Origin of the sequence: Streptomyces sp. NPDC087859 (genome assembly GCF_044742595.1) — a bacterium.
Classification (GTDB): domain Bacteria; phylum Actinomycetota; class Actinomycetes; order Streptomycetales; family Streptomycetaceae; genus Streptomyces; species Streptomyces canus_F.
The window spans coordinates 89654-102953 of the sequence record NZ_JBIUUU010000005.1 but is presented as its reverse complement, the minus strand read 5'-3'; the positions used below and the strand labels follow the sequence as shown (position 1 = coordinate 102953).

General features: G+C 73.9%; 5 protein-coding genes. 2 read left to right on the top strand and 3 right to left on the bottom strand.

The window, feature by feature from the left end; all coding sequences use genetic code 11:
• Positions 1-72: 72 nt before the first annotated feature.
• Both ACIOHP_RS13205 and ACIOHP_RS13200 read left to right on the top strand, forming a co-directional pair.
• Positions 73-288 (top strand): hypothetical protein, encoded by a 216-nt coding sequence (locus ACIOHP_RS13205; RefSeq protein WP_401886628.1) that lies wholly within the window; start codon positions 73-75, stop codon positions 286-288.
• A 186-nt stretch (positions 289-474) separates the two neighbouring features.
• Positions 475-3390: an AAA family ATPase gene (locus ACIOHP_RS13200; protein ID WP_401886625.1), complete on the top strand. Its 2916-nt coding sequence runs from the start codon at positions 475-477 to the stop codon at positions 3388-3390.
• Between the two features lie 14 nt (positions 3391-3404).
• Here ACIOHP_RS13200 and ACIOHP_RS13195 read toward each other — a convergent pair whose 3' ends face one another.
• Genes ACIOHP_RS13195 through ACIOHP_RS13185 form a run of 3 tightly spaced genes read right to left on the bottom strand, consistent with a single transcriptional unit; the run spans position 3405 to position 13172 of the window.
• The gene (locus ACIOHP_RS13195; protein WP_361550162.1) at positions 3405-4652 is read right to left on the bottom strand and encodes an MFS transporter; all 1248 of its coding nucleotides are present in this window, start codon (positions 4650-4652) and stop codon (positions 3405-3407) included.
• 37 nt (positions 4653-4689) lie between these two features.
• Entirely contained in the window at positions 4690-5919 is a 1230-nt protein-coding gene (locus tag ACIOHP_RS13190; protein ID WP_401886622.1) for a cytochrome P450, read from the bottom strand.
• The gene (locus ACIOHP_RS13185; RefSeq protein WP_401886620.1) at positions 5916-13172 is read right to left on the bottom strand and encodes an amino acid adenylation domain-containing protein; all 7257 of its coding nucleotides are present in this window, start codon (positions 13170-13172) and stop codon (positions 5916-5918) included. The genes ACIOHP_RS13190 and ACIOHP_RS13185 overlap by 4 nt, the downstream gene beginning before the upstream one ends.
• Positions 13173-13300 lie beyond the last annotated feature (128 nt).

Sequence of the window (13300 nt, the reverse complement as noted above, 5' to 3'; positions counted from 1 at the left end):
TCGTCAGCACCACGGCACCTCCCACCTCCCGCCCCGTGCGCCCCGCACGGGACACCAGAAGGGACCACCGTCATGGACAAGCACCTCATCGCCGCCGACTCCGCCGAGTTCACCGCCGCCGACACCGCCGCGAGCGCGCACACCGAGCAGGACGCCGCGGGCGGCATCACCCTCTCCGGCCGCAACCGCGCCTGCGCCCGCGCCCGCGTGCTGGCCGGCATGGTCCTCACCAGCGGCATCGTCATCACGCTGAGCACCCTGGACACCTCGGTCTCCGCCCCCAACTGACCGACGCTCCCCAGCCGTTCCACGTGATGGCGCGGGCCCGCCGCAGCGGGCCCGCGCCGCCGCGTTCCCGCAGCACCCCGCCCGGCGACGCAAGACCCCACCTCCTCACCTCAAGCGCACCGGGAGACGACCTCGATCACGGTGCGCTCTGCCCCCGGCTCACTCCGCCGCTTATCATCAGCGTCCATGCGCTCCCATACGCCTTCCCTGGTCGGGCGGGACCCCCAACTCACCCAGCTCGAGCGCGCCATGGCCGAGGCAAGGCAGGGCATGGGCAGCGTCGTCTTCCTGGTCGGCGAGGCCGGAGTCGGCAAGTCCCGCCTCGCGGCGGAGGCCGTGGGCGGAGCGCTGGGCTCCGGGATGCGCGTGCTGCGCGGCCGCAGCAGCACCACAGGCCCCGCCGTACCGTTCCGGCCCCTCACCGAGGCGCTGATGTCGCTGTTCCGCGGCGGCGACCCCATGGACGACCTCGCGCTCGGCCCCTACCGCCCGGTCCTGGGCCGGCTGGTCCCCGACTGGGACACCGGCGAACGCGACAGCAGCTCCATGGTCATCCTCGGCGAAGCCGTACTGCGCCTCCTCATCGCCGCCGGACGCGGACAGGGCCAGTTACTGCTGCTGGAGGATCTCCACGACGCCGACCCCGAGACACTCGGCGTCCTGGAGTACCTGGTCGACAACCTGGCGTACACGCCTGTCCTGCTGGTGGCCACCGTGCGCACCGACATCAGCGACGCACTGGACCTCGCCCAGTCCGCACGCCGCCGCGGCGCCGCCACCGTGGTCGAACTGGCACCCCTGTCCCAGCCACAGGTGCACGAGGTGATCGCCGCGCAACTCGGCGCGGACAGCCCGGACGACGTCCCCGCCGCAGTACTCAGCAGGCTCTGGGAGGACAGCGCGGGCAGCCCCTACCTCGTCGAGGAACTGCTGCAGTCGATGATCGGCTCGGGCACCCTGGTACAGGGCCCCGGCGGCTGGCGCGCCGTCGGCGACCTGCGCCGTGACGTTTCCTCAACACTGGCCCGCGGCATCCTGCGCCGCATCGACCGGCTCGGCGCCCAGGGCCTGAACCTGCTGTCGGCCGCGGCGGTGCTGGGCCGCCGCTTCCCGCTCTCCGTCCTGCAGCACATGACCGGCGTCGACGACCGGACCCTGCTCGGCCATCTCCACGCCGGCGTCGCCGCCCGGCTGCTCGTACCCGACGAACCCGCCCCCGACTGGTACTCCTTCCGCCACTCCCCCACCCTCGAAGCCCTGTTCACCCAGATGACACCGGGCCAGCGAGCGGAGCTGGCACGACAGGGCGCACAGGCGGTGGAGGAACTCCACCCGGCCCTGGAAGGCGACTGGTGCGCCCTGGCCGCCAGCCTGCGCTGCGAGGCCGGCGACCGGGTCGAGGCCGGGCTCCTCTACGCCGACGCGGGCGGACGCGCCCTGACGGCAGGCGCCCTGAACTCCGCCGTGACACTGCTCAGCCGAGCCGAGTCCCTGCTCGCCGACGCGGGCGATCCGCAGGCACGGGCGGCGGCCCTGGAGAACCTGCTCCCCGCCCTCGCCGAAGCCGGCGACTTCGCGCGCGCCTTCGACCTGGTGGACGACCTGCACGCACTCGGCGGCGCCGGCCTGAGCGTCCAACGCCTGGCGACGCTGCACGCACGGCTGGCCAAGGTGGCCCACACAGCGGGCCGGTGGAGCGACGGCAACCGGCAGATCGCCCGCGCCCGCGAAGTGCTGGCCGCCGCCCCCGACGAAGCCACCGCGGCGGCCGTGGACGTCACCGCGGCCTACCTCGCCCTGGACACACCCGGCCCGGACCGCACCCAGCACGCCGAGAAACTGGCCCGCTCCGCCGCCGACACCGCCGAGCGTCACGGGCTGCCCGTCGTCGCCTGCCAGGCCTGGGAACTGCTCGCCACCGTGGCACGCGAACGGGACCCGCAGGAGTCGGCGGCCATGCTCGGCCAGGCCCTGTCCGCCGCCGAACGCCACCGGCTGCCGTTGCAGCGCATGTACGCGGCCACCCGCATGGGCGGCAACGCCTGGCTCGCCGAGGGCGACACCTCGGGACTGCTGACGGCCCGTGAGGAGGCGCTGCGCCTGGGCTCGGTGAACATCGTGCACACCGTCGACGGCATCCTCGTCCTCGATGCCGTCCTGCGCGGCGAGGACACCGCCGCACGCTCGGCCGCCGCGGAGTGCCTGGCCGTCGTCCGCCGGCTGCGCCTGGCCCCCGCCGTGCGCTACGTGCTGATGGCGCAGGCCACGTTGGAAGCCCATCGCGGGGACCGGCCCGCGATGGAGGCGGCCCTCGCGGCGTTCACCGAGTGGGACGGCGCCGGTTCGCAGGAGGAGCCGCTCAGCCTGGGCCTGGCGCGGGCCTTCTGCGCGCTGCTGGAGGAGAACCGGGACCTGGCCCGCGCGGAGTTGGCGGCGGTGCAGGCCATGGAGGCGGACAACCCTTCCACGTACCACCTCAGCGGCACCCACGGTGTGCTGCTCCTGCTGGACGTGCTGGCCGGGGACGCCGACCGGGCCCGGCACGCGGAGATCACCGCGACCGCCATGGCCCGCATGCGGTGGAACCGGCAGTTCGTCCACCTGGCCGAGGCCGTGCTGCTGGGACGGGAGGGGGCCCGGACGGACGCGACGGCCGCCGTCGAGGTGGCACTGGTGGCGGCCGAACCGTATCCGCTGGCCCAGCAACTGGGGCTGCGGCTGATCGCGGACGCCGCGCACCAGGACGGCTGGGGAGATCCGGTGGGCTGGCTGCGGGGTGCCGAGCACTACTTCCACGAGCGGGACATCCCCGCCGTCACCGGCGCCTGCCGGGCGGGACTGCGCCGCCTGGGCGCCCCGGTGCACCAGCACCGCAGCGGCACCAGCGGCATTCCGGAGCAACTGCGCACCCAAGGGGTGACCGTCCGGGAGTTCGACGTGTTCCGGCTGCTCGCGGAGCGGCTGAGCAACAAGGGCATAGCCGACCGGCTGTTCATCTCGCCCCGCACCGCGGAGAAGCACATCGCCAGTCTCATCACCAAGACGGGAGCGGCCAACCGCGCGGACCTGTGCGCGAGATCGGCCGCTCTGCGCTCGGGCTGACCCTCCCGACCGGGTCAGCGCATCTCCCGCACCGCGCGGGAACCGAGCACCGCCAGTCCCGTGCCGGCGAGGACCACGGCTACGACACCGAACAGGGCGAGGTGCCCCGTCCCGGCCAGAAGACCGCACAGGATCAGCGACAGCGGCGCGGCCGCGTAGCCGAGGACCATGTCGACGGAGACGACGCGGGTCAGGACGTCCTGCGGGATGTTCCGCTGGATCCAGCTCAGGCCGAACACTCCCTGGTAGCCGATGGCGAAACCCATGGCCACGACGGTCGCGACCACGACCGGGGTGCTCTGCGCCAGGCCGAGGACGGCCATCCCCGCGCCCAGCCAGCCCGCGAGGGCGGCCACCAGCAGGCCGACGCGGGGCCGTCCGCCCACCGCGCCGCCGACGAGGGTGCCGAGGACCGCTCCCCCGGCCAGGGCGCCGTTGAGGACGCCGAGTGTGGCCGAGCCGCCGCGCAGCACCTGGTCGGCGAGGGTGGCGAAACCGACCGTGAAGGGGCCCGCGTAACAGAAGTTCACAGCCGTGTCGAGGGCGACGATGGTGCGCAGGCGCGGGTCGCGCCAGGTGAAGGTGACGCCCTCTCGGATGCGCGCACCGAGGGACGGGCCGGTCGTGGCCGGTCCGGTCCTGGGGGTGTCGGGCCGGGGACGGGTGCGGATGCGGGCGACGCACAGGCCGCACAGGGCGAAGCAGACCGCGTCGACGAGGAAGGCGACCGGCGCCTGCGTCAGGGCGATCACGACACCGCCGACGGCCGGGCCCAGGACAGCCGCCGTACGCGCGCCGGCGCCCAGCAGCGCGTTGGCCGGGGCGAGCAGCTCCTTGTCGACCACCGACGGCAGGATGGAGACACGGGCCGGCTGGAAGAACGCATCGACGGCGCCGAAGGCGGCAGCCGCCGCGCACAGCATCCACACGGTCAGGTGTCCGGTGAGTCCGGCGGCGCCGACCGTGGCCATCAGCACGGCGCGGGTCCAGCTGGAGGCCACCATCAGGGTGCGGGTGGACCAGGTGTCGCCGAGGGTGCCGCCCACCAAAGTGAGCAGGGCGCGGGGCACGGCCTGGAACGCCAGGACATAGCCGAGGGTGAGGGTGGACCCGGTCAGGCTCAGGGTGATCCAGGAGAAGGCGATGACGCTGAATCCGTCACCGAGCAGCGAGAGCGCCTGCCCCGTCCACAGCAGGCGGAAGGAACGGTGCCGGGCGGGCGCCCACAGCCGCGGGCGGTCCGCGGCGAGGGTGGTGGCCATGGGGGTGCCTCTCTTCGAGGGGACGCGTGCGGTCCGGTCAGTAGTGGACGGGCAGGGCGGTGAGGCTGCGGTTGAGCAGGGACGGCTGCCAGGTGAGACGCTCCGGGTCGGCCAGGGCCAGGCCGGGCCGCTCGCACACCAGCGTGCGCACCGCGCAGACGGCGACCAGGCGGGCGAGCGCGGCGCCGATGCAGAAGTGGGCGCCGAAGCCGAACCCCAGGTGGGTCGTGCCGGTACGGGTGACGTCGAAGCGGCCCGGGTCGGGGAAGCGGGCGGGGTCCCGGTTGGCGGCGGCGGTCACGAGGAAGATCCGGTCGCCGGCGCGGACCGGGTGACCGCCGAGTTCGAGGTCCTGGGCGGCGGTGCGGATCGACATCTTCGAGGGGCCGTCCAGGCGCAGCGTCTCCTCCACCGCGCCCTGGGCCAGCTCCGGTTCGGCGCGCACGGCGGCCAGCTGGTCGGGGCGGGTGTGCAGGGCCAGGACCGTGTTGGCGATGAGGTTGCTGGTGGTCTCCCCGCCGGCGAACGCCATCTGGGTGAGCATCCCGACGAATTCCTCCTCGCTCACTGAGTCGCCCACCCGGCCCTCTCCGAGCACCTGGCTGATCAGGTCGTCGCCGGGCTCCGCGCGCCGCCGGGCGACGAGGGCACCGAGGTAGTCCTCCAGGCTGACCAGGGCCTGCAGGGAGGCGCGGTACTCGCTCTCCTCCTGGGCGGTGCCGAGCACGAGGTCGGCGACGCGGGTGTTCCAGTACCAGAAGGAGGGCCCGTCGGTGGGCGGGATGCCGAGCCAGCGGGCGAAGACCAGGGCCGGCAGCGGCTTGGCGAGGTCGGCCATGAGGTCGCCGCTGCTGCCTGGGGCGGCCTTGCGGGCGAGCACGGCATGGGTCACCTTCTGGGTGAAGGCGCTGTAGCGGGCGACGGCACGGGCGGCGAACGCCTCCTGGAAGACCTGCCGCAGCCGTCGGTGCTGGGGCGGGTCGTTGAAGACCATCCAGCGCGACAGGATGCCGAAGGCGCGCTCGGCGTCCTCACGGGCCCCTTGCGGGACGGCGTCCATCAGGGGCCGGACCCGGTCGGCGGAGACGGCCCGGTCGCGCAGGCAGCGCATGACCTCGTCGTAGCCGGTGACCAGCCAGGCATGGTGCAGCGGGCTCCACTTGACCGGCGCGCTCTCGCGCAGGGCGTCGAGGTGACCGTAGGGGTCGGCGACCAGGTCGGGGGCGAGCAGGTAGCGCTCGGTGCGGGCGGGGGCGTGCGTGGTCATCGGGCTTCTCCCGTCTCCAGGGCCGCGAGCAGGCCGGCGATTCCGGTGACCTGGGGCTCGGCCATCATCGACATGTGGTCGCCGTCGCTGATGTGCAGCGTCAGCCCGCCCCGTGCGGTCTCGCGCCAGCGGGCGACGTAGGTCTCGTAGTCGACGTCGAGGCCGGGCATCGCGACGCCACGGGGCAGGCCGGCGGCCTCGCTGCCGACCACCAGGTGGATGTGGCCGGGATAGGGCCGGACCTCGTAGCCGGCCAGCGCGGCGAGCAGGGAGTGCCAGACCTCGATGGGGGCGCCCTCGACGAGGGCCGCCTCGGCCGGGCTCATACCGGCGCCCAGGAGGGTCGCGGTGAGTTCGGCGGTGGCCCGGTCCCGCTGTGGGGAGGCGGGCAGTTCGCGCAGCCGGTCCCGCAACCGCAGGGCTTCGCGCAGGTCCCGGGTGACACCTTCGAGGCGGGCGCGGGCGGCGGGGTTGGGCAGGTAGGGCTCGATGAGGACGAGCGGGGCGACCGGGTGCCCGCTCTGGTGGAGCTGGGTGGCCATCTCCAGGGCGATGTTGGCGCCCATGGACCAGCCGAGCAGGGCGTGCGGGCCCGGCACGCCGCGGTCGGTGATCTCGGCGGCGTAGTTGGCGGCGATGCCGGTCACGGTGCTGGGGTCGACGCCGCCGAGCAGGCCGCGGGCCTGGAAGGCGTGGACGGGCCGGCCGGGCGGCAGGGCGCGGGCCAGCGGTACGAACCAGGCGGCGCTGCCCCCGGTGGGGTGCACGCACCACAGGGGTTCGCCCTCGCCCTCGCGCAGCCGCACCTCGGAGGTGACGGTCCGGGGCAGTCCGGCGCCGACTGCGCGGGTGGCGTGGGCGGCGAGGCGGGCGAGGGTGGGGTGTTCGATCAGATCGCCCACCGTCACCGGCAGTCCGCGTCCGGCGGCCATCAACGACACCCGGACGGTGGACAGGGAGCTGCCGCCGATCCGGAAGAAGTCGTCGTGGACACCGATGCGGGACAGCCCCAGCACCTCGCGCCAGATCTCGGCGAGGATCCGCTCCGCCGCGGTGGCGGGCGCGACGTACTCGCTCTCGTCCTGGTCGAGTTCGGTCGGCGGCAGGGGCAGCGCCCGCTTGTCGATCTTTCCGCTGCGGTTGACGGGCATCTCGTCCAGGACGACGAACCGCGACGGCAGCATGTACGCGGGCAGACTGGTCCGCAGTGCGCCACGCAGGTCCTCGGGGGTGTACCCGTCGGTCCCGGTGGTGACGAGGTAGGCGACCAGGGCGGGTTCACCGCCGGGCAGGTCGGTGCGGTGCAGGACCACGGCCTGGCGGATGCCGGGCAGCTGCCTGAGCGCGTGCTCGATCTCGCCGAGTTCGATGCGGAAGCCGCGCAGCTTCACCTGGGCGTCGCGGCGACCGAGCCACTCCACGGTTCCGTCGGGCCGGTAGGCGCCGAGGTCGCCGGTGCGGCACAGCCGTTCGCCGGGCTCGCCGTAGGGGTCGGGGACGTAGGTGGCGGCAGTCAGGGCGGGCCGGCCGAGGTAGCCGCGGCCGACGGCCTGTCCGCCGAGGTGGATCTCGCCGGGGACACCGACCGGGACGGGCTGGAGGTCGTCGTCGAGGACATGGATGCGGGTGTTGCGGATCGGGGTGCCGATCGGCGGCCGGCCCTGGCCGGGGGCGAGGTCGGCGGCGACGGACCACACGGTGGTCTCGGTGAGGCCGTAGACGTTCTGGAAGCGCCGGCCGGGCGAGAAGCGGTCGGCGAGTTCGCCGGGGCAGGCCTCGCCCGCCACCTGCAGCACGCGCAGGTCGGGGAAGGTGTCCTCGCCGAGGACGGCCAGGGCGCTGGGCGGCAGCATGCCGCCGGTGATCCGGGCCGCGCGCAGGGTGCGGGCCAGGTCGGGGCCGGGACGCAGGTCCTCCTTGGGCGCGGTGACCAGGCAGCCGCCGTTGGCGAGGGACCAGGTCAGTTCCAGGATGGAGGCGTCGAAGCCGAAGGAGGCGAACTGCAGGATGCGGTCCTCGGCGGTGGGGTCCACCAGGTCGCGCTGTCCTTCGAGCATGTTGGACAGGCCGCGGTGCGCGATCGCGACGCCCTTGGGGACACCGGTGGAGCCGGAGGTGTAGATGAGGTAGGCGAGGGTGTCGGCGTCGGGTGCGCGGCCGGGTACGGGTCCGACCGGCTCGGCGGGTACGTCCAGGTGGATCGTGGGGCCGTCGAAGGGTACGGCGCCGTCCAGTGCCCGCTGGGTCAGCAGCGCCCGCATGCCGCTGTCCTGGGCCATGAACGCCAGCCGCTCGGTGGGGTGTTGGGGGTCCAGCGGGACGAAGGCACCGCCGGAGCGCAGCACGCCGAGGGCGGCGCGCACCCAGTCCGGGCCCCGGTCGACGCAGATGCCGACCACGGTCTCCGGGCCGACACCGAGCAGCCTCAGCCTGCGGGCCACCTGTTCGGCCTGCTCGTGCAGCTCGGCGTAGGTCAGCGGCTGCCCGCGGTGTTCGACGGCGACCGCGTGCGGGGTGCGGGCGGCCTGCTCGGCGACGTGCTCGTGGAACAGCAGTGGGGAGGAGGGCAGATCCGGGCCCGCGGCCCAGTCCAGGACGGTCGCGCGGGCGGCGCCGCCCGCCGCGGGCCGGCTCACCCGGGCGTGCGGGTCGGCGGTCATCGCCTCCAGCTGGGCCACGAACACGTCGGCGACCTGTTCGGCGGTGGCGGGGGCGACGTACTCCGGGTCGGCGTCCAGGGTGAAGGCGTTGACGCTCGCGTTCACCAGCAGCGGGAACATGGTGCGGGCGATCTCCAGGGAGTCGTCCCAGGAGTCGTGCGCCAGGCGGTGGAAGTTGACGTAGTTGAAGACGGTGTCGGTCAGGTTCGGTTCGGTGGGCCGCAGCTGGGCGATGCGCACCAGGGGCACCCGGCGGTGCGGGAGCATCTCCTGCTCGGCGCCGAACACGTCCCGCAGGTAGGCCAGCCAGTCGCCGCGCGGCCGCTCCACACCGAACGGCACGGTGTTGAGGAACAGTCCGCGCATCCGGTCGGCGCCGGGCACCTCGGGGCGTCCGTTGGTGACCAGGCCGATGCTGTGTCCCTGGACGCTGGTGTCCCGGTCGGCGAACAGGCTCATGGTGTGGTGGAAGGCGGCGAGGAGCACGGTGCGGCGGGGCACGCCCGCCTCCTTGGCGAGGCGGCCGATGCGTTCGGCGAGGTGGGCGTAGGAGCGTCGCACCTCGTGCACCGGCGGCCCGTCCACGGCTGCCCCGTCGGTGCGGCGGCGCAGGGTGACCGGGCGCAGTGCGGCGAGCCGGTCGCGCCAGTAGGCCAGGGATTCCTCGCTGTCGAGCGCGGCCCGCTCCAGGGCGACGTATTCGGCGAAGGCCGGGACGCTCGGCGGGCGCGGTGCGGTGCGCTGGGTGACCGCTTCGCGGTGCAGTGCCAGCAGGTCGGCGACGAGGGAGGTCAGGCTCCAGCCGTCGAGGACGACGTGGCAGTCGGTGAGGACCAGGCGCAGGTCGTGGTCGGTGATGTGGTGCAGGTGGATCCGGACGAGGGGGGCGGTGGCCAGGTCGAAGCGGCGGTCGAACTCGGCGTCGACGAAGCGGCGCAGTCTGTCGCGCTGCTCCTCACGGGGCAGATGGCGCAGGTCGGTGTAGCCGACGGGCAGGTGGGCGGCCCGGTGGACGAGTTGGAGGGGTTCGCGGTAGGTGACGAGGTCGACGGAGGTGCGCAGGATCGGGTGCGCGGCGACGACGGCGTCGACGGCGGCCTGGAAGGCGGCGGCGTCGAAGCCCTCGGGAACGGTGATCTTCAGGTCGGTGACGTTGTGGTAGGCGCCGCGCCGGGGGTCGGCGAGCATCTCATGCAGCATGCCGGCCTGGAGCATGGTGAGCGGGTAGGCGTCGGCGAGGCCCGCGGGCAGCCGGTCCGCGTCGGCGGGGTCGATCAGGGAGAAGGGGGCGACCGGTTCGGGGGTGTCGGCGGCGTCGGTGACCAGTTCCGCGAGATCGGCCAGAGTGCGGGCACGGAAGACGTCGGCGACGGTGAAGCCGAGTCCGGCGAGCCGGCCGACGCCGACCAGGCGCAGGGCGAGGATGGAGTCGCCGCCGAGGTCGAAGAAGTTGTCGGTACGGCTGACCCGCTCGACGCTCAGGACCTGACTGAACACCTCCGCGAGGGCGCGCTCGGTCACCCCCTGCGGGGCGACGTAGGCGGACCCTCCTGTCGAGGCGGGGCGCACGGCGGTCAGAGCGGCACGGTCCACCTTGCCGTTGGCGGTCAGGGGCAGTCGCTCGTGGCGTACGAACAGGGCGGGGACCATGTACTCGGGCAGCGTCAGCCGCAGCCGTTCGCGCAGGGCGGGGGCGTCCAGGGGGCGGCCCTCGGGGGTGACGACGTGGGCGACGAGGCGGGCGGCGCCGTCGTCGCGGCGGGCCACGACCGCGGTGTCGGCGACGCCGGGCAGGGCGCGCAGGGCGGTCTCGATCTCGCCGGGCTCTATCCGGTAGCCGCGGATCTTGACCTGGTGGTCGGCGCGGCCGACGTAGGCGAGCTGCCCGTCGGGCAGGACCCGGACGAGGTCGCCGGTGCGGTACATGCGAGTGCCGGGGGCGGCGAAGGGGTCCTCGAGGAAGCGTTCCGCGCTCAGCTCGGGCCGGTTGCGGTAACCACGGGCCACTCCGCCGCCGGCGACGTACAGCTCGCCGACGGTGCCGTGCGGGACGAGGCGCCCCCAGGCGTCCAGGACGTAGCCGTGGGCTCCGGTGAGCGGGCGCCCCACGGGTGAGCGGACACTGCCGTGGACGTCGTCCTCGGTAATGGTGCGGATCGTGACGTGGACGGTGGTCTCGGTGATCCCGTACATGTTCACCAACGCCGGGCGGGGCCCCGCGGCGGTGAACCAGTCGCCGTAGTCGCGCACGTCGAAGGCGTCACCGCCGAAGACGACGGTGCGCAGGGAGAGGGCGGAGAAGTCGGTCCCGGCCTCCTGGAGGTGGGAACGCAGACCCTTGAAGGCGGCCGGGGTCTGGTTCAGGACGGTGACGCCCTCCTCGCGCAGGACCCGGTGCACGGCGGCCGGATCGCGCACCTCGTCAGCAGTGAGGACCGCGACGCGCCCTCCGGTGGCCAGCGGTGCCCACAGTTCCCAGACGGAGAAGTCGAAGGCGGGCGAGTGCATCAGGGTCCACACGTCGGCGGGACCGAAGTCGAAGTGGCGGTCGGCGGCGCCGAGCAGCCAGGCCAGGTTGCCGTGGGTGATCTCGACGCCCTTGGGTCGGCCGGTGGAGCCCGAGGTGTAGATGACGTAGGCGAGGTCCTCGTGGGCCGGGACGACGTCCTCTGCCAGCGGGGCGTCCTGGACCGGGACACCGTCCTCGGCCGCGTCCAGCTCCACGAGCCGGGCCGGCAGGCCCGCAACGGCGCCGTGGGTGGCGGAGTCCGTGACGATCAGTTCGATGCCGGAGTCGGTGACGGTGAACTCGCGCCGCGCCCTGGGGTGGGTCGGATCCAGGGGGAGGTAGGCGGCCCCGGCCCGCCAGACGGCCAGGAGGGCGACGGCCAGGTCGGGGGTGCGGTCGAGGCAGACGCCGACCAGGGAGCCGTTCGTGACGCCCGCGGCGCGCAGGCGGCGGGCCAACGCCGTCGCTGCCGAGTCGAGTTGGGCGTACGTCATGCTCCGTCCCGAGCCGGTGACGGCGACCGCCTGCGGGGTGCGGGCGATGTGGTCGGCGAGCCGGTCGGCGGCGGTGCGCGGCAGGGCGGCGGGGGTCTCGGTGGTGCGGGCGGGGCCGTCCGGTCCGAGCAGGCGGCCGCGTTCGGCCGTGCTGAGCGGGTCGACGGTGCTCAGCGGCGCGTCGGGGGCGGCGTGGAAAGCCTCCAGGAACGCGACGGTGTGCCGGGCGAGTGCGGCGACGGACTCCTCGGCGAAGAGGTCGGGCCGGTAGACGAAGGCGAGTTCGGTGCGGCCGCCGCCGTCGCGCAGGTCGAGGGTGAGGTCGAACTTGGCGGTGGTGAGCCCGATCCGGTAGGGCGTGCCGTCGGCCTCACCGAGGGTGAGGGTGCCCGCACCGGTCTCGGTGTGCGTGTACAGCACCTGCACGAGCGGGTTGCGGGCCAGGTCGCGCTCGGGGCTGAGGGCTTCGACGACCTTCTCGAAGGGCAGCGACTGGTGCGAGAACGCCTCAAGGACCCGGTCGCGGGTGCGGTGCAGCAGTGCGGCCGGGGTCGGGTCGTCCGAGAGGTCACCGCGCAGCACGAGCGTGTTGACGAAGAACCCGACGAGCTGTTCGGTCTCGGCCCGTTCACGGTTGGCGACGACGGTGCCGACGGCGATGTCGTGCTGTCCGCTGTGGAAGGCGAGCGCGGCCTGGAAGGCGGCGAGCACGGTCATGTACGGCGTCGTCCCGAACGTGCGGCCCAGGGTGGCGAGGGCGTCGGTCAGGGTGGCCGGGAGGGTGACGGCGTGGACGGCACCGTGGCTGGAGGGGGTGTCGGGGCGAGGGTGGTCGGTGGGCAGGTCCAGCGGGGTGAGTCCGGCGAGCCGGGATGTCCAGTGGTCGAGGGTGGGGCCCTGGTCGGCGGCGCGCTGCCAGATCGCGTAGTCGGCGTAGTCCAGGGGCAGTTCGGGCAGTTCGGCACGGCATCCCTCGCGCCTGGCCCGGTACAGCTCGACCAGGTCGCGCATGAGGATGTCGAGGGACCAACCGTCGGAGACGATGTGATGCATGGCCAGCACCAGGACGTGGTCGTCGTCGCCGGCGCGCACCAGCGTCGCCCGGAAGGCGGGTTCGCGGGCGAGGTCGAAGGGGCGCAGGGCAGCGGCGTGGACGACGGCGTCCAGGTGGCGGCCCGCGTCTTCGCCCTCCGGGGCGGCGTCGACGAGGTCGAGCACGGCGTCGTCGGCCGGCAGGACGCGCTGGTAGGGGACGCCCTCGTGCTCGGGGAAGACGACACGCAGCTGTTCGTGGCGTACGACGAGGTCGGCGAGGGCGGCACGCAGGGCCGGAACGTCCAGCCGGCCGCTGAGCCGCCAGGCGGCGGGCAGCAGGTAGGTCGCGGCTTGGGGGTCGAGCCGGTCCAGGAAGTACAGGCGCTGCTGGGCGGCGGACAGCGGAGTTCGCTCCGGGCGGGGCCGGACGCGGACGGGGCCGTCGTCGCGGCCGGTCGACCGGCCGCGCAGCCGCTGTTCCAGCAGTCGCCGGGCGGCCGGGGAGAGGCCGCCTCCCGCGGGCAGGGGGCCGGGGCGCACGTCGGACGTGGTCATGAGGGCACTCCGAATCTCAAGGTCTGTGGCAGGGCTGCGGGCGTGGGCCGCCGAAAGGGGGCTGCGGACCCAGGCGGCGGGTGGTGTCCGCCGGGCGGGCCCTTTGGCGGAGACCCGCGTACCGGGGA

What these genes read in the sequence shown, in the direction of transcription:
- ACIOHP_RS13205 (WP_401886628.1), top strand. Translation starts at nt 73, where the DNA reads ATGGACAAGCACCTCATCGCCGCCGACTCCGCCGAGTTCACCGCCGCC.
- ACIOHP_RS13200 (WP_401886625.1), top strand. Translation starts at nt 475, where the DNA reads ATGCGCTCCCATACGCCTTCCCTGGTCGGGCGGGACCCCCAACTCACC.
- ACIOHP_RS13195 (WP_361550162.1), bottom strand. Translation starts at nt 4,652, where the DNA reads ATGGCCACCACCCTCGCCGCGGACCGCCCGCGGCTGTGGGCGCCCGCC.
- ACIOHP_RS13190 (WP_401886622.1), bottom strand. Translation starts at nt 5,919, where the DNA reads ATGACCACGCACGCCCCCGCCCGCACCGAGCGCTACCTGCTCGCCCCC.
- ACIOHP_RS13185 (WP_401886620.1), bottom strand. Translation starts at nt 13,172, where the DNA reads ATGACCACGTCCGACGTGCGCCCCGGCCCCCTGCCCGCGGGAGGCGGC.